The sequence below is a fragment of the Mesorhizobium sp. L2C084A000 genome (assembly GCF_000502875.1).
Classification (GTDB): domain Bacteria; phylum Pseudomonadota; class Alphaproteobacteria; order Rhizobiales; family Rhizobiaceae; genus Mesorhizobium.
In genome coordinates this window covers 588,397-607,628 of the sequence record NZ_AYWX01000002.1, presented here as the reverse complement: position 1 = coordinate 607,628, position 19,232 = coordinate 588,397, and the positions used below count along the sequence as shown (strand labels likewise).

Sequence of the window (19,232 nt, the reverse complement as noted above, 5' to 3'; positions counted from 1 at the left end):
TCCTGATATATACGCACCCCATGGATAGTGAAGATGATTGCGGTTTCGGCTATGATGCGTTCCGGCGGACGTGTCCTTCGCACACCGTGCTGGAGATGCTGGCCAGCAAATGGGTCTATCTGGTGGTTTGCGCGCTGCGCAAAGGCCGGCTGCGCAATGGCGAGCTCGCCCGCAAGCTCGAAGGCATCACGCCGAAGATGCTGACGCAGACGCTGCGGGTGCTCGAGCGCGACGGCCTGGTGCGGCGCGAGATTTTCCCGGTCATTCCGCCGCGCGTCGAATATGAATTGACCGAGCTCGGCCAGAACCTGGCGGGGCTGCTTACCCAGATCAGGTCATGGGCGGAGCAACATGCGCCGGATATCAAGGATGCCCGTGCAAGGGCAATTGCCGAGAGTGAAGGGGATTGGGCCGCGTAGGGCGGATTCATTTTTCCCGCCGGAGCCGCAAGCCGCGACAATGCGCCAGCCTAATGGCGGGCGTTGGCGCGGCAAACCGCCAGGTCTTAGCCGATCATGGCGCTGCGGCCACCGACTTCCGCTTCGCGGATCTTCGTGTCGCGCGATTCCAGCATTTCCGCCTTGGAAAGCTCCGCTTCAGCTTCGCCGAGTAATGATTCGGCGGCGCTTCGCTGCTGGGCGAGGTCGCTTTGGGAATTCCTGAGGTTGTCGCGGCGCAGGCGAGCCGCCTTGGCGAAGGTCGGATAGGCGAAATGGTTGATGTCGGTGATGCCGGCCTTCTTTTCCTCGGCGGTGATCTGAAGCTCCAGCTCGACGGCCATGCGTTCGAACTCGGCGATCATCATGTCGAGCTGCAGCAGCTGCCGCCGCTTCTCATTCACCTGAAACTGTTTCAGCCGAACGAGGTTTTCACGTGACTTCATGATTCGGTACTCCCGGAAACGCACACCCGCATCTATCGTCCAAACCACCTGGAAACGCCCAGGCCGCACCCGTGTCCACCGCCTTTCCCCTAACTATGGGAAACAAAACCCTAAAGTTTTTTGCCGACGGTAACCATTCGTTTACGGGCATTGTTAATCATACGGGTCAGGACTTAAGGCCGGGTAAAAATTCCGGCCACCGATGCGGAAGCGACGTCGATGAGTCCCTGGAGTCGCTTAGTCCAGGTTGTTAATGTGTTGCATTAGGAATTTGGTTCTGAGATTCGTTATTAGATTCAAGAGGGTGTAGAAAGAGGTTAAAAAATCTGGTACCGTCATGGACGGGAAATTAGGATTTGTTAACCATTCAATGGCAGCCTCTGCACAAGGCAACCACTGCTCCGGGTCCGGACGGGTCGTGAAATGGTCCGGCAGCAGAAAAGGGGAATGAAATGCGTGTTCTGCTGATAGAAGATGACAGTGCAACCGCACAAAGCATCGAACTGATGCTGAAATCGGAAAGTTTCAACGTCTACACGACCGATCTCGGTGAAGAGGGCGTCGATCTAGGCAAGCTCTACGACTACGATATCATTCTTCTCGATCTCAACCTGCCTGACATGTCGGGCTACGAGGTCTTGAGAACGCTTCGCCTTTCCAAGGTCAAAACACCTATTCTCATCCTCTCCGGCATGGCCGGCATCGAGGACAAGGTGCGCGGCCTCGGCTTCGGTGCAGACGACTACATGACCAAGCCGTTCCACAAGGATGAGCTGGTTGCCCGCATTCATGCCATCGTGCGGCGCTCCAAGGGCCACGCCCAGTCGGTCATCACCACCGGCGACCTGGTGGTCAACCTCGATGCGAAGACAGTCGAAGTCGGCGGCCAGCGCGTGCACCTGACCGGCAAGGAATACCAGATGCTGGAGTTGCTTTCGCTGCGCAAAGGCACCACGCTGACCAAGGAAATGTTCCTCAACCACCTCTATGGCGGCATGGACGAGCCTGAGCTGAAAATCATCGACGTCTTCATCTGCAAGCTCCGCAAAAAGCTCGATGCGGCATCGGGCGGTCAGAACTACATTGAAACGGTCTGGGGGCGCGGCTATGTGCTGCGCGAACCGGAAGACATTCGCGTCAGCGCCTGAGCGACGAATCGTTCGAATCTTTTCAAAAAAACCCGGCTTCGGCCGGGTTTTTGCATGACGGGCTGGTAACGGTCTGTTTTTGGGCTTCCGAGCAGGAAACCGTCACGCACTTTTTCTGGAATTGCTCAAGGGTGTCGAATCAGGTGCGCTCTTCAAGGTGCGAAAGCGCTCGAGCAGTTGCGGGCGGTTGAACGGCTTCAAGAGATAGCCCTGGGCGCCGGCGCGCTTGGCCCGCATGATCGAAGCAATATCGAGCTCGACCAGGGAAATCAGGATCTGCGGCCTTATCGGGCTCTCCATGGCGCGGACGCGACGGATGAGATCGACCGCCGGTACGTCGGGCAAGGCGCCATCGACGACGATGATGTCGGGCATGTCGGCGGCGCACATCTCCAGCGCGTCAAGTCCGCTGGCGGCCTCGATGACAATCATTTCGGAGCCGCCCAGGATGCGTTTTGCAACCTTCCTGATGACGCTTGAATCGTCGACGAACATGCAGCGTTTCATTTCCGGGTCCTCTTTGTCTTCTGGCAGTCCGGTAGCGTCGGGGGCATCCAGGGCGGACCATAGGCCAATCTGGTAAAGAAGCCGAAAAGGCGTTAGGTAAAATTTTTACAAAGATAGGCAGGTGCCTGCTTTTATTCGCGAATGCTTTGGCACTGCCTGGACGACCAGATGCATCTCAAGTCGATGAGCTGGAATTACAGATTTCAATGTAGAAATACTTCGCTTTATCGGCTGCGCAATCAGGCCGCAGAAAGCACGATTTCTTCCGGCGTCGCGTGGATCGATATCGTCATGCCGGCTTCGCGCGCCAGAAGCAGCGTGTAGTAGGGCTGCACGGAATGCGCGTCGATCGGTTCCTCCGGCTTGTGGCCGGAATGCAGTTCGAGNAGCGTGTAGTAGGGCTGCACGGAATGCGCGTCGATCGGTTCCTCCGGCTTGTGGCCGGAATGCAGTTCGAGGAACTTCGGCGGCACACGCAGCATCGGGCCAGCCGACGCAAGCGCGAAACGCGGTTCGGTCTCAAGATTTTCCAGCGTCACGGAAAGCTTGCCGCCGCGCGGAATGGCGGCATTGGCGACGAGGATCAGGTTGAGCAGCAGCTTGACCTTGTTCTTGGGCAGCAACGCGCGGGGCCCGTTCCAGGTCAGTTCCGGCTTTTCGTTCTTGAGGAAGGCGATGGCGACCGCTTCGGCATCGCCGGTATCGATCAACATGCCGGCCGAGCCGGCGGCACCGAAGGCGATGCGGGCGAACTGCAGGCGGGCCGAAGCGTTGCGGGCGCTCTGGCGGATCAGCTTCATCGCGTCCTCGTCGGCGCCGCCTTCATCAAGCAATTCGAGCCCGTTGTTGATCGCGCCGACCGGCGAGATGATGTCGTGGCAGACCCGACTGCACAAAAGCGCTGCCAGATCGGGTGCGGAAAGGGTGAACAGATCGGCCATCGGCGAAAAATCCCTGCAAAATCTCACAACTCATGGCCGGGCGATCGATCGTCGCCTGCCACACGAATCACGCACTCTCTCCTCGGGCTTTCTGAATACACAGCGCCCGTGCGTGCAGCAACAAATCCAAATTGTGGTTGTGGCAAATGGCGTGTTCACGCAGGCTGCCGGCCCACTTGAGCGACCCCAAACAGCCTTCGAACCGCCATGTTCATGTGTGAGCTTAATGGTTGAAAAAGGATTACGGCATAGTTTGCCCCTAACAGTTACCCTTAACGGCCGGCTAAAAGAGCCGTACGGGGTGCGAGGCGTCGGCGAAGGTGCTCCCTGACGGAGATTGGAAGCATGTTTTCCCGATACTACGACCGGAGCTTTCTCCGTGTCTTCTCAATGGCGGTCACGCTCCTGGGCGTTCTCGTCTTCTCGACTTCAGCCCTGCGGGCCCAGGAATACACCGCTCAGGAGATTGTCGATTCCGGTCACAAATTTTTTGGCGCGACATCGGGCGGGCTCGCCACGGTGATCGAGAAGATTTTTGCCTCCTACGGCCTGCCCAACGGCTATCTGCTGGGCGAAGAAGGCTCGGGTGCGCTGATCGGTGGCCTGACCTATGGCGAAGGCACGCTCTACACCAAGAATGCCGGCGACCACAAAGTGTTCTGGCAAGGCCCGTCACTCGGCTGGGATTTCGGCGGCGAGGGGTCGCGGGTGATGATGCTGGTCTACAATCTCGACGATGTGGGCAGCCTCTACAACCGCTATGGCGGCGTCGCCGGTTCGGCCTATGTGGTGGCTGGCGTCGGCTTCAACGTGCTGAAGAACAACAATGTGATTTTGGTGCCGATCCGCACCGGTGTCGGTGCCCGGCTTGGCGTCAATCTCGGCTATCTGAAGCTTACCGAGCGCGCCACCTGGAATCCGTTCTAAGCTGAAGTCCTTGGCTGTCGTTTCCCAAAACCGGGACCGCTTTTGGGTCGACATGCATTAAACTCGTGGCGTTGCGGCAAACCCTTGCCGCAACGCTGGATTTCCGCCATGTCAACGTGGCACAGTCAAGCGCTCTATGCGCTTTTGGTTTATCTTGTTTGATGCTTACCGGCCACAACGGGTAGTCACTTGGTCCAGTCGGTCCTGTTCTTCGTCCTCGGCTTTCTCTGCGCTGGCTTTCTGGCGCTCATGGTGGCTCCGGCCATATGGCGTCGTGCGGTCGCGCTTACACGCAAACGCGTCGAATCCTCGATCCCTCTGACGCAAACCGAAATCCAGGCGGACAAGGATCGCATCCGCGCCGAATACGCTATGACGACGCGCCGCCTGGAAATCGGCGTCAAGGCGTTGCGAGAGAAGGCGGCCGAACAACTCGTCGAGATCAATCGCGGTCGCGAGGCCATAAAGGGCCTGGCGGTCGAGCGGACGGACAAGAACCAGGCGCTGACCGAGCTGGGCGCGAAGAACGAAGCGCTGCGTCAACGAGAGGGCGAGTTGCAGCAGCTTTCGGAGCGGTTGAAGGAAACCGAGCGCAAGCTGGAAAAGCGCGCAGTTGAGCTGGAAAAGCTGGAGCGCATGTATGACGATGCCAGTTTTTCCTCGAGCAGCCGGCAGATCGAGCTCGTGGCGCGAGAGTCCGAAATGCAGAAACTCGCCAGTGACATTGCGATGCTGCGCGGCCAGCGCAAGGAAGCCGACAGGCGCGGCCAGGAAATCGCGGCCGAAAGCAAGGCCGCGCGGGACGCTCTGAAAGCCGAGAAGAAAAGGACCGCCGAGCTCGACAAGAAGGTCGAGCGGCTGCTGGCCACACTTGCCGATCGCGAAGACAAACTCGACCGCCGCGAAAAGGAACTGGCACGCATGCGCGAAAGATCGAAATCCGAAGACAGCGCGCCAGCCTTGCGGCTGGTCGGCAAGGGCGGCGATGTCGCCAGGAGTGATGATTTGGACAAGGCAATCGCCAAGCTCGACAGTGACCGTGAGCAGCTCGAGGCGAGGCTGACGGCGCTGGCGCGCGAGAACAAGCGGCTGAAGGCCGACCTCACCGCACTGGCCGCGTCCAAGGCCACGGACAGCAGCTCTGCCTTGCGCGAGCAGATGAACGCGCTGGCGGCGGAGGTCGTCCATCTGACGGCGAAGCTCGAGGGGCCTGGTTCGCCGGTCGCCAAGGCATTGGCGGTACCGTCGGACGCCCGCTCCGGCAACGGTGACCGCAGTCTTGCCGACCGCGTGCGCGCGCTGCAGAAGGCTGACGCGACAAGCTGAATCAGGCCTCTTTAGAGTATTTCACCGTTTCACGGAAACGGCGAAATGCCCGAACTCTTTGCTTTGACGCAATTCTGGACGGAAAACCGCTTCACACTTTTCCTAGAATTGCTCTAGCCGAAAAATGATGCAGCGCGATGGCTGAAGCCGCGGCGACATTCAGGCTGTCGAAGCCTTCCGCCATGGTAATCCGCACGTTGCGCAGGCTTGCGAGCAGGTTGTCCGGCAAGCCTTCGCCCTCGGTGCCGAGATAGAGCGCCAGGCGCCTACTGCGCTGCGCATCGCGGATGTCGGTCTTCCCGCGTGGCGACAGCGCGAATTGTTCGAAGCCACGTCGGGCGAGCATCGTTGTGAAGCCGGCGGTATCGGAGAACGATGCGAAGGGGATCTTGAGCGCGGCGCCGACCGAAACGCGGATCGCCTTGCGATAGAGCGGGTCGCAGCATGTCGCATCCAGCAGAACAGCGTCAGCGCCAAAGGCGGCGGCATTGCGGAAGATCGAGCCCACATTGTCATGGTTGGCGATACCGACGAGCACTACGACGAGCGCCCGAGGCGGCAAGCCATCGAGCAGGTCTTCGGCCGGCTGCGGCTCTCCCTTGCGGCCAATGGCCAGGATTCCGCGATGCATATGAAATCCGGCGATAGCGTCCATCACCGCGCTGGTGGCGACATAGACCGGGAGGTCGGCGGGCGCCTTGCTCAGGATGTTGTCGAGACCTGNGTCCATCACCGCGCTGGTGGCGACATAGACCGGGAGGTCGGCGGGCGCCTTGCTCAGGATGTTGTCGAGACCTGCCAGCCGGTTTTCCAGGACCAGGATCGATTCGGCGGCAAAGCGCCCGGTCGAGAGCAGCAGGTCGAGCACCACCTTGCCTTCGGCGACGAAGCGGCCTTGCCGGCCGGCGAGGTCACGCTCGCGAATGTCGAGATAGGCAGCGACGCGCGGATCTTGCGGGTCGTCGATGCGAATGGGATCCATGCATTCCTCGCGACCGTCGCATCGGCCCGAAAATCCGGACCGCTTCCCGGCGCTCACCTTGTTTGGAAAGCACGATGCGACAATTCGGGACAATCAGCCAGCTCTGTACGCCCCGGATGGGCGCATGTCGCTCTGAAATCACCGGCGAGATCGGCGCTATGTGGTCAGGTTCCAGCACGGCGCAAACGGTGCGCCATCTGGGACAGGTCATCCTTGCCGCTGCCGAAAATGCCGTCCAGCATGACAAGCAGTTCTCGCACGGCGTCGGATTTGCAGGAGTAGTAGATCATCTGCCGGTCGCGGCGGGTCTCGACCAGGTCGAGCGCCCGCAACTTGGCGAGGTGCTGGGACAGGGCGGATTGGCTGAGCATCACCTTCTCAGCAATGGCTCCAACCGACATTTCACCTTCGGCGAGATAGCTCATGATCAACAGTCGCTTCTCATTGCCCATCAGCATGAGAAACTCTGCCGCCGATTCGGCGTTCACGATTAGCTTTGTCGAGACCATCGATCCCCCATGCTTCCTGTTCATCCCGACGCCATGGGGGCAATGGCGTCTGATTCCATAAATTCACTTGTCGATCGGCGCTGGCGATTCAGCGTCACCAAAAGGTAGAGCATTTCACTTAAATCTCAAGTGTTGCTTTTGATCCAGCATAATTAAGTCTCAGTCCCGGCGTCGGCCATGGCTCGGCCGGCCTTGGCCATATCGACCAGAACGTGCCGCAATTCGCCTGCCGCCGCCAAAGGGTGTGGGTAAAAGACCCGGCAAACATCGTCGCCCGACACCAGATCCATGCCATCGGCATCGAATCCGGCAACACGCCAGCCGTTTCCGGACGCTTTGGCGAAATGCTGTGCGTAAACGGCGATTGCGTCGAGATGGTCGGCGTTCATGTGGTCGATGGCGGATTGTTCGCGCGCCGCGAGTTCCTCGACGACCGGTCCGCTGGCGAGCAAATCCGATCGATCGAGCTGATAGGCCTTGCCGAAGCCGCCGTTGAGGCTGGCGCGTTGCGGACCGAGGCGAAAGATCGAAAAGTCGCCGAGACCGGCGTAAAGATTCGCCCTGGGATTGTGATTGAGATAACGGCGCTCGGTGCGGGCGTGTTCGGCTGATCCGCGCTCAAGCCGTGCCGCCTGGCAGATCAATGTCAGGCGCGGGTGCGCCAGCGGGTCGCCCTTGCCCGGTTCGCCGAGCAACAGGGAACAGCGCGGATCGGCAAGCAGAGCGCCGGTGTGCGCCGAAAGCATCGAAACCAGGATCAGCGGCGCGCCGTCGATGTCGGTGGCCACGCCGACCCTGCTGGCCAGCGGCGAGCCGGTTTGCGGTTCGATCACCGCCAGGGCGCCAAAGCGGGCGCTGCGCAGAAGCGTCTTCGCCAGCCGGATCGCTTCGGCGTCCGTCTCGCGGATCACGTCCTTTTTCGGCTCGTCCAAGGCAGCACCACAGTAAGTTGATCTTTCTTCTCTAGTTATCGGTCAGCAAGCTGGATTTGACAAGGTCGTCGATCTCGGCTTTCGCAAAGCCGAAACGTGCCAGAATTTCCGATGGCGACACATCCTCATTGCCTGGCATAGGGGCCAATGTCGGTTGCGAGCTCGAGAAACGCGGCGCGGGGGCCGGGCGCTCAAATGCACCTGTCGTCACAGAGGCGTTGCGTGCCCGATTGTGCGGGTGGTGCTTCGCCTCTTGCAGCGACAGGACGGGTGCAACGCAGGCATCGGTTTGCGTGAACAGAAGGTCCCAGTCGTCGCGTGGTTTCTGCCGGATCCGATCGGCAATGGCGGCGCGCATCGGCGGCCACAGGGCCTTGTCGTACTGGCCGGACGCAAAGCGCTCGTCGAGCGGCAGCAGCCTGGCGAATTCGGCGAAGAATTGCGGCTCGAGACAGCCGATGGCGATATGGCGTCCGTCCGACGTCTCATAGGTATCGTAGAACGGGGCGCCGGAATCGAGCAGGTTCGCGCCGCGCTTGTCGCTCCACAAGCCGGCCGCCATCAAGGCGTGCAGGGGCACCGCCAGCATCGAGGCACCGTCGACCATCGCGGCGTCGATGACTTCACCCTTGCCGGTGCGCGAACGTTGGAATAGGGCGGCCAGCACGCCGGCCATCAGCATCATGGCGCCACCGCCATAGTCGGCGACAAGGTTGAGCGGCGGGACCGGACGGCCGTCGGCATGGCCGATGGCGTGCAGCACGCCGCTATAGGCGAGGTAGGTGATGTCGTGGCCGGCGCGGCCGGCGAGCGGGCCGTCCTGGCCGAAGCCGGTCATACGGCCGTAGATCAGCGCGGGGTTACGCGCCAGCACCGCTTCCGGGCCGAGGCCGAGCCGCTCCATGACGCCCGGGCGAAAGCTTTCGAGCAACATGTCCGCCTTTTCGGCAAGGCGCAGCAACAGATCGGTGCCTTCACGGCGCTTCAGGTCGAGGCGCAGGACGGCGCGGCCATGGCGGTCGATGTTGTACTCATCCGGCAGCGACAGGAACTGGCTCGTCCCCGCCCGTTCGATGCGCAACACTTGCGCGCCCATCTCCGACAGCATCAGGCCGGCCAGCGGCACCGGGCCGAGCCCGGCCATCTCGATCACCTTCAGCCCGGCCAGCGGCCCGGTTTTAGCGGCAGCGGACAGGCCGGCGCTCATGACCTTCTATTTCGGCGCCATGCGAATGGCGCCGTCGAGACGAATGGTCTCGCCGTTCAGCATCTGGTTCTCGACGATGTGCAGGGCGAGCGCGGCGTATTCGGACGGTTCGCCCAGGCGCGACGGGAAAGGCACGGCGGCGCCCAGCGAATCCTGCACCTCTTGCGGCATGCCGGCCATCATCGGCGTCTTGAAGATGCCGGGCGCGATGGTGCAGACGCGGATGCCGGAACGGGCAAGATCGCGCGCCACCGGCAGCGTCATGCCGACGACGCCGCCCTTGGAAGCCGCATAGGCGGCCTGACCGATCTGGCCATCATAAGCGGCAACCGAAGCGGTGTTGACGATGACGCCGCGCTCGCCGCACTGCAGCGGCTCGAGCTTCGACGCGCGCTCGGCAACGAGGCGGATCATGTTGAACGTGCCGATCAGATTGACCTCGATCACCTTGCGATACTGATCAAGGGGGTGGGGACCATCCTTGCCGATCGTCTTCACGCCGATGGCGATGCCGGCGCAGTTGACCAGGATCCGTGGCTGGCCAAGCTTGGCCGTAACGTCGGCGAGGGCAGCGGTCCCGCTGTCGGCGCTGCTGACGTCGCACTGGACGGCTATACCGCCGATCTCGGCCGCGACCTTGGCCGCGCGATCGATACCGACATCGAAGATGGCGACGCGGGCGCCCTTGGCCGCCAGCGCGCGCGCCGTTGCCTCGCCAAGGCCGGAGCCGCCGCCGGTGACGATCGCGATCTGGCCGTTCGGGTTCATGGCGTCATCCTTTGATCTCGGGAACAGTGGGATGGATCAGGCGCCAGATCGAAGGGAAAGGTCAAGCCATCGCCGCGGTAGGATCGGCCACCCTGGCCTGATCGGCGTGGCCGACCTCGCCCAAGAGCCTGGCTACCGCGCCCGGCGCGATCTCGTGCGACAGCAGCCGGTCGAGATCGACGGGGCGCGGCATCGAAATCTGGCCGCGCGGAATCCGCTTGAAACCGAGCGGCCCGTAATAGGGCTCGTCACCGACCAGCATTACGGCAGGTGCGCCGGCCCGGGCGGCGGCCTCCAGCGCGATCGCCACCAGCCGGCGGCCGATGCCGAGATTCTTGAAGGCCGGCCGCACCGCGAGCGGCCCGAGCATCAATGCGCGGCCGGCGCCGGCGGCGATGCGGGTCATGCGCACCGAGGCGACGACAAGGTCGCCGTCGACGGCGACAAAGGACAGCGAGCGCTCGTGCCCTCCGGCTTCACGGATCTTGTAAGCGGCCAGCACAAAGCGGCCGGGCCCGAAGGCTTCGTCGTTGATGGCTTCGATCTCGGGGTCGTGCGCCGGGGTTTCCGGCAGGTATTTCACGTCGGCAAGGCTCATGGTCGTTGCGGTCCGATACAAGGAGGAGAGGTTTGCTGCAAACGGCAGCATTCGCCAGTCAGCGCTTCATCAAGCGCGGGCGCCCTTTCGTCGTCGGTCAAACCGGATCAAAGCAAAGTCGAACATGCGGATTGTGCGCTAGCATCAATTTCCCGCCGCTGCAATCGGCCGTTTTTGTCCGTCATTTCTGCCAAGTGACGGTCTGTTCAGCACCTGACGTCTTCGACAGGGCAGCCTTGTGCCTACATCAACCAACAGGACGCAAGGAGATTTGCATGGGATTGCTGGTTGAAGGAAGATGGCAGGATCGCTGGTATGATACGGCGGACAATGGTGGCAGCTTCGTGCGGACGCAGTCGCAATGGCGCGACTGGATCACTGTTGACGGCAAGCCGGCTGAAGGCCGGACGCGCGGTTTCAAGGCCGAGCCCGGCCGCTATCACCTCTATGTCTCGCTTGCCTGTCCGTGGGCCCACCGGACGTTGATCTTTCGCGCGCTGAAGAAGCTGGAAGGCGTCATATCGGTGTCGGTGGTGCATCATTTCATGGGCGCCAACGGCTGGACGTTCGTGGCTGAGGACGGCGCCACGGGCGACACGCTTTACGGCCTCGACTTCCTGCACCAGATCTATGCCAAGGCCGATCCCGCCTATTCGGGCCGGGTGACGGTGCCGGTGCTGTGGGACAAAAAGGAGCAGACCATCGTCTCCAATGAGTCTTCCGAAATCATCCGCATGCTGAATTCAGCCTTCGACGAATGGGGCGACGCCAGCCTCGATTTCTATCCGAAGGCGTTGCGCGGCGAGATCGATCGGATCAATGCGCTGGTCTATCCCGCGGTCAACAACGGCGTCTATCGCGCCGGCTTCGCCACCACGCAACGTGCCTATGAAGAGGCGTTCGGTGAATTGTTCACAGCGCTGGATACGCTGGAGGAGCGGCTGTCGAAGCAGCGCTATCTCGTCGGCGATCGTATCACCGAAGCCGACTGGCGGCTGTTCACCACGCTGGTGCGCTTCGATCCGGTCTATGTCGGCCATTTCAAATGCAATCTGCGCCGTATCGCCGACTACCCGAACCTGTCCAACTATCTGCGCGATCTCTATCAGGTGCCTGATGTGGCCGGGACGGTGAATCTGCATCATATCAAGGCGCATTATTACGGCAGCCACCAGACAATCAATCCGACGCGGATCGTGCCTGTCGGACCGGATCTGGATTATGCCGCACGGCATGACCGGGCGCGCTTCGAGAAAGCGGCAGCCTGATCTACCAGTAGGGCGAGGGCTGCTCGCCGTCAAAAACCTCGGCGATCCGGCGCAGCGTCGCCGGCGTCGTGCCCTGCGGCAAGCCGTCGAGCGGGAAGAAGCCGGCTTCGGCGATTTCGTGGTCCGGCAGCTTCGGCGCCGTCTGGCTGAAATGCTCGAGCAAATAAAAGCCGACATGGTCGCGGCGGCTGGAGCGGCGGTTGAAATGCATCGATTTGAGCACCGGCGGGGCGGTGAGAGCGATGTTGCCTTCCTCGGCCAGTTCACGGGCCAGTGCCTCGTTCATCGTCTCGCCGACTTCGACGCCGCCGCCGGGAAGCTGCCAGCCCGGTACATAGGTATGGCGAATAAGGAAGACGGACCTGGACGCCCTGTCGTGGATCAAGCCGCGCACGCCAAGCGTCATCGGCCTCCGCAGCACGAAATAGAGATGGAACAGCCTGGCCCTCAAACCTGGCCAGCCGGTCTGGCGGAAGGCATCTTCAGGGCTCGTCATTGATAGCGAAACCGTGGGTGGAAAGCCGCGCGCGGGTCGCCTATGAAGGTTGTATGTTCAGGCTCGCGCATATTTCCGATGTCCATCTGGGGCCGCTCCCCGATGTATCCTATCGCGATCTCGCCTCCAAGCGCGTGCTCGGCTATGTCAACTGGCAGCGCAACCGCCGCCGCCATATGCATGATGCGGTGATTGACACGATCGTCGCCGACATCAAGGCGAACACGCCTGACCACCTCGCCGTCACCGGCGACCTGGTCAATCTGGCGCTCGACGGCGAGATCGAGATGGCCAGGCACTGGTTGGAGACGCTGGGGCCGGCGCATGATGTTTCGGTCGTTCCGGGCAACCACGACGCCTATGTGCCAGGCGCCTTCGACAAGGTCTGCCGATCCTGGGCGGCGTGGATGAGCGGCGACGGCGTCAACACGCCGGTCGATCGTAACGCATTTCCCTATCTGCGCGTGCGCGGCAACGTCGCGCTGATCGGTGTCTCGACAGCGCGCGCCACGGCACCCTTCATGGCCAATGGTTTCTTCATGGAAGGCCAAGCGAAGCGGCTCGGCAAAATCCTCGGGGATACCGCCGGACAGGGGCTGTTCCGCGCCATCATGATCCATCATCCGCCGGTGCGCGGCGCGGTCCCGCAGCACAAGCGGCTGTTCGGCATTGCCCGCTTCAACAAGATCATTCGCCGCCACGGCGCCGACCTTGTCCTGCACGGCCATTCACATCTGCCGTCGCTGTTCTTCATCGGCGGTCGCGGCGTCAGGATTCCAGCGGTCGGCGTCGCCGCCGCCGGCCAGGCGCCGGGCGGCAAGAACCCGGCGGCGCAGTACAATCTGTTCGACATTGACGGCGAGACGGGCAACTGGCGGATCCGGCTGACGCGGCGCGGCCTGACCGGGCCGTCCATGCCGCCATCCGATCTGCAGACGCTGGAACTCGGTGCCGTGACTGGCGCCGCTATGGCCGCAAGCTGACTACCATGGCGACGATGCGGTCCCAGAACAGGACGATGGACACGAGAAGACCGACCAGGGCACCGGCAGCCACAAGGCCAAGCCCGGACAGAAAGGCCGACCAGCGTTTGCCGCGCGCCGTCGCGCGCAGCGGCGGTTCGGCTTCCGGCACATAGGCACGTTTCATGCCGGCGACGGCCGGTTCGACGCCGCCTTCCAGCATCCTCTGACGCTCGACAATGCGCTCCGCGACATAGCGTGTCACGGAATGGGCAACCGGCTTCATCTCGGTGGATTCGGCAAGCACCACCCGGCCGATACGGGTGTCCTTGAGGAAGCGATAGGTCCGGCGGTCGCGCCCCATGGCGACATGACTGATGGCGTCGATCCACAAGCGCGGCTGCAAGCCGGACGAGACGACAAAGTCGAAATTGTCCATGTCGGCCGGAACATCGGCAAAAACCGGTGCCAGTTCGGCGGCGAGCAGATCGAGGCGCATGCGATGCGCCTCGCGCATGTCGACGACGACGTCGTCGCGGTCGGCGAAGGCATTTTTGACATCACGGATGGCATCGGACAGTTTCTTGGACTGGTCGATGGTCTTCTCGCCTGCTTCCTTCATCGGCGTCTGCCTCGTGGGTTTGGTTAACACCGGGTTAACACAGCCGCCGGCAAAATGCACTGGCGAGATCGACGGCCCCCGGGGTGCCCAGGAAGGTTGTCGTGCGAAAAAGGTCAGCTGGCTGCTGCGGCGAATTTCTGGCGATGTGGCCTGGCGCGACGATTGGTGTTGCGGCGAATGATCTCGGCAACAAGGCCGGGGGCTTCCTCAGCCAGCATATGGCCGGCCTCCAGCACGTGGTGCACGTGAAAATGCGCCGGCAGGTCATCCGCCTGGGTAAAGGGCAGCACCGCATCGTTGGTTCCCCATGCCACCATCACTGGCATGTTCAGTCCATCGAGGCGATCGTGCGGGATGACGCCTTGCCGACCGTCCACGGTCATGGCGGCTGCGATCTCGACCAGCTTTTCGAGTTGGCCGGGTCGCCTGCGCATTTCCCAAAGGGTGTCCACCATATGTTCGAGTGGCGGGGCTGAAGGTCCCGACATGACGGCGAGGCAGGAGCGGATCTCGGACCGATCCGAGGCTTCGGCATAGCGGCGCAATAGCGGTCCATTGATTTCGGGGCCAAGGCCGCCCGGCGCCAGAAGCGTCAGCGAGGCTATCTTTTCAGGCTCGGCCAGCGCCATCAGCGCCGCCACGGCACCGCCCATCGAGTGGCCCACGAGATGAACGCGCTTCAGGCGACGCTCAGAGAGATCGGCGAGCACGGCCTTGGCCGCCACCCTGGCCGGACCGGCGGCGGGAAAATCGAGCGACATCCCATACCCAGGCAGATCATAGGCCAGCGTATGCGTGGAAGGCGTCAGGGCGGAAATCACCTCGCGCCATACATCATGGCAGCCGCCGAAACCGTGCAGCAGGACGATGGCCTTCGAGCCAACACCCTCTTCGGCGGCAAAAAGTGATGCGGTCATGAAAGCTGATTTTTTTGTTATTGCAGAATGCGCGACACCAATGATGGCTGAATTGCTCCTAGTCCAACGTGATGACCAGTAAAATTTTCGCGATTTGTACGGTTGTGTACAGAACTTGGCCACCAATCGGCAATCGGCGATCGGAGCGCAGGAAATCCATCGGGACGCGGCGCAGCCAGTGCGCGGACGTCGATGGTGTCAGCTTGGGCTGCCGAGCCCGGCAGCGCGGAGTGCCTGGACCAGCCGGTCGGTCAGGTCGGCCGGATATTTCCGCTCGACGAAAGTCGCCCGTGGATCGGCGGCAAATTTGGGGAACTCGGTGGTCAGCTGTTTCAGCAGCGTGCTCACCAGATGGTCCTGTCCGGCAGCCTTGGCGCCGACCAGCCGCGCCGCCAGATAGTGTGATTTCGTTGCCGTCGTTCTCAGTGCCATGCTGGCCGCGACCGCCTTGTTCATGTCGCCGAGCATGAACTCACCAACGAACAGCCCGTAGTCCCACCATGTCGGGTGCCCGCTGAAGGTCTCCGCCGCATGATCGAGGATCGGCGTTCCCTCGGCATATCGTCCGGCGAAGATCAGCCCGTAGCCGTAAGCGGCGGCCATGCCGAGGTCGTAGGGGTTGAGTTCATAGGCCTTGCGCATCCAGCGGATCGCTTCGTCCGTATTGCCGAGGCGCGAACTGACATAGCCGTAGGAGCGATGCGCATAAGGGCTGGTCGGACCCATCTGCACGCCGCGATGGGCAAACTCGACGGCTGTCTCAATCGTCGCATTGGGCGGATAGGCGTAATGATCGGACACCGCCTCGAGATGCAGGGAAGCAAGTTCCGAATAGACGAGCGAGGACTTGGTTCCACCATTGGCCAGCTTCTCGAGGCAACGGTAGGCTGCCTCATGGGTCCTGGCGTTCTGGTCGAGATAATATTTGCCGTTGAGCAGCAGACATTGCGTCAGGCCGTTTGGCGTGCCGGTCTGCTCGATATAGTTGTAGATGGTGCCGGAGGCGGGGAGTGCCGAGCTCAGCATGTCGGCGATACGGTCTTCGACCGCGGCAGGTGCGCTGTCGGCGGGGGTGAGATTGCGCGATAGAAGCACCCGTCCGGACGCCATGCTTTGCAGTTCGATCGTGATGTCGCCCGCGTCCGGTCCGGGCAGGACGTCGAATATGAAGCTCGCAGCGTCGTCAGCCGGATCGCCGACGGTGTCGCGGCCGATGAAGTCGATGGTATCGAAGCCACTCAGGCCGGCGCGCAGCGATGCGGCGACACGGCTGGCGTCGGGGCCGTCAGCCTTGAGTCCGATATAGACTTGCGGAAGGGCGTCAGCCCTTGCCGATGCCGTGACGCTTGCGCTTGCGCCAGCGATCTCCGGCGTTGCCGAGATGTCGCCGCCTGCCAGCAAGGCAGTGCTGCCCTGGCGAAGGATCAGTACGCCCAGCATGGCGATGACCAAGGCGATCGCCATCCAGAAAAAGCGGAGATGGCGCGCCACCGAGGGGGCAGGCGAAATCGGTACGGAAGCCAGAGACATCGCGTCCAGCATGCCCGTGCCGGCTTCGTTGGACCGATCGGCGGATACGACGCCGTCCAGCCTGAGTTCGGGAACAGCCTCGGCAATATCCGGCAGGCGGATCGCGTTCAATTCATAGGCAGGAACATAGCCGCCGCGCGGAATGGCGATGCGGACCGGCTCGGCAATTCCCTCATTGGCAAAATAGTGCTGCAGAAGCTCGCGCAGCCTGCCTGCCTGCACACGCACCACGGCATCGGTGGACGGATCGAAGTCGCCGTCCTTGCCGAAAACATCCATGGCAATGGAAAAGCCCTTGAGCCTGTCGGCTTCGCCGGCCTGTTCACGTTCGACAAGATAACGCAGCAGCTTGCGCGCGCGTTCGGATCGGCCGAACGTTTGGCTGGCAAGCAGTCGCTCCAGTGTCTCGCGCACTGCGGGGGCGGCAGGCGTGGCATGCTGCAAGTGTCGATCCTCTCGAAGTCGGCACAGGTTGAGGCGCGATCATATAGGTCCCGCACCACCACACAAGTATACACCCCGTTATGCGATCACGTACCCACCGGATAATTCCGCGGTGGTTAATGGCCCGAAAGATCGGAACCGTTCACCAGGTTGGGAGGGTTCCGATCTTTGTTCCCGTCGGGCGTCAGCCGGCTTTTTTACCGACGATACGGTTCGCGGCAGACATCACCGCCTCCAGTGAGGCGGCGACGATGTTGGTGTTGATGCCGGCGCCGAACAGCTTGCCCTGGGGATACTCCATCTCGACATACGAAATGGCTGACGCGTTCGAGCCGCGCTGCATCGAGTGCTCGGAATAGTCGAGCACCGACATCTCGACGCCGACATGGCGCGACAGCGCATCGACGAAGCCGTCGATCGGACCGGTGCCTGTGCCGGAGATCGTCACTTCCTTGCCATTGTCCAGGATGACCGCCTCGACGACGCGCCGGCCCTTGATTTCGGTGCTGGGATAGGTGTGGTGATCGAGGAATTTCAGCCGCGCGGCCGGCTGATCGACATAGGTCTCGAGAAAGCGCTCGTAGATACGCCTGGCCGGCACTTCCTTGCCCTCGGCGTCGGTGATCGCCTGGATTTCCTGGCTAAATTCGATCTGCAGATTGCGCGGCAAGTTGAGGCCGTAATCGGCCTGCAGCACATAAGCGATGCCACCCTTGCCGGACTGCGAGTTGATGCGGATGATGGCTTCATAGCTGCGGCCGACATCGGCCGGATCGATCGGCAGATAGGGCACTTCCCACAGGCTCGTATTGGCCTTCTTCAGCGCCTTCATGCCCTTGTTGATGGCATCCTGGTGCGAACCGGAAAAGGCGGTGTAGACGAGTTCGCCGACATAGGGGTGGCGCTCGGGGATCTTCAACTGGTTCGAATATTCGTAGACGTCCTTCATCCGGTTGATGTCGGAGCAGTCGATCAACGGATCGACACCTTGCGTGTACATGTTCAGCGCCAGCGTGACGATGTCGACATTGCCGGTGCGCTCGCCATTGCCGAACAGCGTGCCTTCGACACGGTCGGCGCCGGCCATCAGGCCGAGTTCGGTGGTGGCGATGCCGGTGCCGCGGTCATTGTGCGGATGCAGCGAGACCAGCAGGTTCTCCCGGTTGTCGAGGTTGCGGCACATCCACTCGATGCGGTCGGCATAGATGTTGGGTGTCGACATCTCGACCGTCGAGGGCAGGTTGACGATCAGCTTGTTGTCCGCCGTCGGCCTGACGATCTCGGTGACGGCGTTGCAGATCTCCAGCGCCACTTCGAGTTCGGTGCCGGTAAAGCTCTCCGGCGAATACTCGAAGCGAAAGCCTCCGCCGGCCTTGGCCGCCATGTCGGTGATCATCTTGGCGGCGTCGGTGGCGATCCGCTTGATGCCGCCGACGTCCTTTTCGAAGACGACGCGACGCTGCAGCTCGCTGGTCGAATTGTAGAAATGGACGATCGGGTTGGTGGCGCCCTTCAGCGCCTCGAAGGTGCGGGTGATCAGCTCCGGCCGGCACTGCACCAGCACCTGCAGCGAGACATCGGCGGGCACGTTGCCTTCCTCGATGCACCAGCGGGCAAAGTCGAAATCGGTCTGCGAGGCCGACGGGAAGCCGATCTCGATCTCCTTGAAGCCCATGTCGAGCAGCAGGCCGAACATGCGTGCCTTGCGCTCATGGCCCATCGGATCGATCAGCGCCTGGTTGCCGTCGCGCAGGTCGACCGAGCACCAGATCGGCGCCTTGTCGATGACCTTCGAGGGCCATGTGCGGTCGGTGAGGCCGACGGTCGGATAGGGCTGATATTTGCGGGCTGCGTCGGACATGCCCTTGTTCTGGATGCTTCGTTCCGCATCCTTGCCGGCTACCGCGGCATCGGAACGGATCTCTTCTCGTGCGTTCATCGTCTTTTCTCCCGGCGGCTCATGGATCCACCCTCAGGTGGATTGATGGCGAGCGGCGCCTTACCAGAATTTCGTTCGCTTGATGTGATTGCCAAGGAGCATGCGCTTGCGCGGCGGTTCGACCGCCGGGCGCTCCTTCAGCGAACCCGGCGATCGCCGATAAGGCCGAGAAGAAGCAGGGTCGAAGCCAGCGCGCGCACGGTCTCGCCGGAAAAACCGGTCGGACGGGAAGCGTTGGTGGCGCGCGTGTTCATGGCTGATCTCATATAGGAGCGGCTTGTGGGAGGCAAGTGGGGCCGCATTGCGGGTAATGCTGATGACAGCGA

General features: G+C 61.9%; 20 protein-coding genes. 6 read left to right on the top strand and 14 right to left on the bottom strand.

Annotation, left to right across the window (positions count from 1 at the left end; all coding sequences use genetic code 11):
- Window positions 1-20 precede the first annotated feature (20 nt).
- Window positions 21-419, top strand: a complete 399-nt coding sequence (locus X735_RS158330) for a helix-turn-helix domain-containing protein (protein ID WP_023809911.1) — start codon at window positions 21-23, stop codon at window positions 417-419.
- Window positions 420-505: 86 nt separating this feature from the next.
- On the opposite strand, the gene X735_RS158335 is transcribed toward X735_RS158330, so the two are convergent.
- Window positions 506-883, bottom strand: a complete 378-nt coding sequence (locus tag X735_RS158335) for a flagellar export protein FliJ (protein WP_013529907.1) — start codon at window positions 881-883, stop codon at window positions 506-508.
- A 452-nt stretch (window positions 884-1,335) separates the two neighbouring features.
- On the opposite strand from X735_RS158335, the gene ctrA reads away from it, so the two are divergent.
- Window positions 1,336-2,031 carry a cell cycle two-component system response regulator CtrA gene (ctrA, locus tag X735_RS158340; RefSeq protein WP_006203583.1) on the top strand — a complete coding sequence of 232 codons (696 nt, stop codon included), beginning with the start codon at window positions 1,336-1,338 and terminating at the stop codon, window positions 2,029-2,031.
- Window positions 2,032-2,133: 102 nt separating this feature from the next.
- On the opposite strand, the gene X735_RS158345 is transcribed toward ctrA, so the two are convergent.
- Window positions 2,134-2,538 carry a response regulator gene (locus X735_RS158345; protein ID WP_023809910.1) on the bottom strand — a complete coding sequence of 135 codons (405 nt, stop codon included), beginning with the start codon at window positions 2,536-2,538 and terminating at the stop codon, window positions 2,134-2,136.
- A gap of 239 nt (window positions 2,539-2,777) precedes the next feature.
- Entirely contained in the window at window positions 2,778-3,479 is a 702-nt protein-coding gene (locus X735_RS158350; RefSeq protein ID WP_023809909.1) for a histidine phosphotransferase family protein, read from the bottom strand.
- A gap of 390 nt (window positions 3,480-3,869) precedes the next feature.
- On the opposite strand from X735_RS158350, the gene X735_RS158355 reads away from it, so the two are divergent.
- Both X735_RS158355 and X735_RS158360 read left to right on the top strand, forming a co-directional pair.
- Window positions 3,870-4,406 (top strand): EipA family protein, encoded by a 537-nt coding sequence (locus tag X735_RS158355; protein ID WP_245273156.1) that lies wholly within the window; start codon window positions 3,870-3,872, stop codon window positions 4,404-4,406.
- Between the two features lie 189 nt (window positions 4,407-4,595).
- Window positions 4,596-5,732 carry a hypothetical protein gene (locus tag X735_RS158360; RefSeq protein WP_023809907.1) on the top strand — a complete coding sequence of 379 codons (1,137 nt, stop codon included), beginning with the start codon at window positions 4,596-4,598 and terminating at the stop codon, window positions 5,730-5,732.
- A gap of 91 nt (window positions 5,733-5,823) precedes the next feature.
- Here X735_RS158360 and X735_RS158365 read toward each other — a convergent pair whose 3' ends face one another.
- From X735_RS158365 to X735_RS158390, 6 genes are all read right to left on the bottom strand, one after another.
- Window positions 5,824-6,714: an RNA methyltransferase gene (locus tag X735_RS158365; RefSeq protein ID WP_023809906.1), complete on the bottom strand. Its 891-nt coding sequence runs from the start codon at window positions 6,712-6,714 to the stop codon at window positions 5,824-5,826.
- A 164-nt stretch (window positions 6,715-6,878) separates the two neighbouring features.
- Window positions 6,879-7,223 (bottom strand): metalloregulator ArsR/SmtB family transcription factor, encoded by a 345-nt coding sequence (locus tag X735_RS158370; protein WP_023809905.1) that lies wholly within the window; start codon window positions 7,221-7,223, stop codon window positions 6,879-6,881.
- 152 nt (window positions 7,224-7,375) lie between these two features.
- Window positions 7,376-8,155: a HugZ family protein gene (locus X735_RS158375; RefSeq protein ID WP_023809904.1), complete on the bottom strand. Its 780-nt coding sequence runs from the start codon at window positions 8,153-8,155 to the stop codon at window positions 7,376-7,378.
- Window positions 8,156-8,186: 31 nt separating this feature from the next.
- A complete protein-coding gene (locus X735_RS158380) occupies window positions 8,187-9,362 on the bottom strand; it encodes a CaiB/BaiF CoA-transferase family protein (protein WP_023809903.1) in 1,176 nt (391 codons plus the stop codon).
- A 6-nt stretch (window positions 9,363-9,368) separates the two neighbouring features.
- Window positions 9,369-10,130 carry a 3-hydroxyacyl-CoA dehydrogenase gene (locus X735_RS158385; protein WP_023809902.1) on the bottom strand — a complete coding sequence of 254 codons (762 nt, stop codon included), beginning with the start codon at window positions 10,128-10,130 and terminating at the stop codon, window positions 9,369-9,371.
- 61 nt (window positions 10,131-10,191) lie between these two features.
- Complete coding sequence (locus tag X735_RS158390; RefSeq protein ID WP_023809901.1) at window positions 10,192-10,728, bottom strand: N-acetyltransferase; 537 nt, start codon at window positions 10,726-10,728, stop codon at window positions 10,192-10,194.
- 275 nt (window positions 10,729-11,003) lie between these two features.
- Between X735_RS158390 and X735_RS158395 the strand changes: the two genes are divergently transcribed.
- Complete coding sequence (locus tag X735_RS158395) at window positions 11,004-11,996, top strand: glutathione S-transferase family protein (RefSeq protein ID WP_023809900.1); 993 nt, start codon at window positions 11,004-11,006, stop codon at window positions 11,994-11,996.
- Window position 11,997: 1 nt separating this feature from the next.
- Here X735_RS158395 and X735_RS158400 read toward each other — a convergent pair whose 3' ends face one another.
- Window positions 11,998-12,492 (bottom strand): NUDIX domain-containing protein, encoded by a 495-nt coding sequence (locus tag X735_RS158400; protein ID WP_023809899.1) that lies wholly within the window; start codon window positions 12,490-12,492, stop codon window positions 11,998-12,000.
- 53 nt (window positions 12,493-12,545) lie between these two features.
- Here X735_RS158400 and X735_RS158405 point away from each other — a divergent pair, with 53 nt between their 5' ends.
- Complete coding sequence (locus tag X735_RS158405; RefSeq protein ID WP_023809898.1) at window positions 12,546-13,475, top strand: metallophosphoesterase; 930 nt, start codon at window positions 12,546-12,548, stop codon at window positions 13,473-13,475.
- Here X735_RS158405 and X735_RS158410 read toward each other — a convergent pair.
- From X735_RS158410 to leuA, 4 genes are all read right to left on the bottom strand, one after another.
- Window positions 13,459-14,076 (bottom strand): hypothetical protein, encoded by a 618-nt coding sequence (locus X735_RS158410; protein WP_023809897.1) that lies wholly within the window; start codon window positions 14,074-14,076, stop codon window positions 13,459-13,461. The genes X735_RS158405 and X735_RS158410 overlap by 17 nt on opposite strands.
- A gap of 113 nt (window positions 14,077-14,189) precedes the next feature.
- On the bottom strand, window positions 14,190-14,993 hold the full coding sequence (locus X735_RS158415) for an alpha/beta fold hydrolase (protein ID WP_023809896.1): 804 nt from the start codon (window positions 14,991-14,993) through the stop codon (window positions 14,190-14,192).
- A gap of 198 nt (window positions 14,994-15,191) precedes the next feature.
- On the bottom strand, window positions 15,192-16,967 hold the full coding sequence (locus X735_RS158420) for a hypothetical protein (RefSeq protein WP_023809895.1): 1,776 nt from the start codon (window positions 16,965-16,967) through the stop codon (window positions 15,192-15,194).
- A 184-nt stretch (window positions 16,968-17,151) separates the two neighbouring features.
- Window positions 17,152-18,828, bottom strand: coding sequence for a 2-isopropylmalate synthase (gene leuA / locus X735_RS158425; RefSeq protein ID WP_023809894.1), 1,677 nt, complete (start codon window positions 18,826-18,828; stop codon window positions 17,152-17,154).
- Window positions 18,829-19,232: the final 404 nt, after the last annotated feature.

Coding starts and splice junctions, on each gene's coding strand:
- X735_RS158355 (WP_245273156.1), top strand. CDS start 3,870: ATGGCGGTCACGCTCCTGGGCGTTCTCGTCTTCTCGACTTCAGCCCTG.
- X735_RS158390 (WP_023809901.1), bottom strand. CDS start 10,728: ATGAGCCTTGCCGACGTGAAATACCTGCCGGAAACCCCGGCGCACGAC.
- X735_RS158380 (WP_023809903.1), bottom strand. CDS start 9,362: ATGAGCGCCGGCCTGTCCGCTGCCGCTAAAACCGGGCCGCTGGCCGGG.
- X735_RS158330 (WP_023809911.1), top strand. CDS start 21: ATGGATAGTGAAGATGATTGCGGTTTCGGCTATGATGCGTTCCGGCGG.
- ctrA (WP_006203583.1), top strand. CDS start 1,336: ATGCGTGTTCTGCTGATAGAAGATGACAGTGCAACCGCACAAAGCATC.
- leuA (WP_023809894.1), bottom strand. CDS start 18,828: ATGTCCGACGCAGCCCGCAAATATCAGCCCTATCCGACCGTCGGCCTC.
- X735_RS158410 (WP_023809897.1), bottom strand. CDS start 14,076: ATGAAGGAAGCAGGCGAGAAGACCATCGACCAGTCCAAGAAACTGTCC.
- X735_RS158415 (WP_023809896.1), bottom strand. CDS start 14,993: ATGACCGCATCACTTTTTGCCGCCGAAGAGGGTGTTGGCTCGAAGGCC.
- X735_RS158385 (WP_023809902.1), bottom strand. CDS start 10,130: ATGAACCCGAACGGCCAGATCGCGATCGTCACCGGCGGCGGCTCCGGC.
- X735_RS158395 (WP_023809900.1), top strand. CDS start 11,004: ATGGGATTGCTGGTTGAAGGAAGATGGCAGGATCGCTGGTATGATACG.
- X735_RS158405 (WP_023809898.1), top strand. CDS start 12,546: ATGTTCAGGCTCGCGCATATTTCCGATGTCCATCTGGGGCCGCTCCCC.
- X735_RS158400 (WP_023809899.1), bottom strand. CDS start 12,492: ATGACGAGCCCTGAAGATGCCTTCCGCCAGACCGGCTGGCCAGGTTTG.
- X735_RS158335 (WP_013529907.1), bottom strand. CDS start 883: ATGAAGTCACGTGAAAACCTCGTTCGGCTGAAACAGTTTCAGGTGAAT.
- X735_RS158370 (WP_023809905.1), bottom strand. CDS start 7,223: ATGGTCTCGACAAAGCTAATCGTGAACGCCGAATCGGCGGCAGAGTTT.
- X735_RS158345 (WP_023809910.1), bottom strand. CDS start 2,538: ATGAAACGCTGCATGTTCGTCGACGATTCAAGCGTCATCAGGAAGGTT.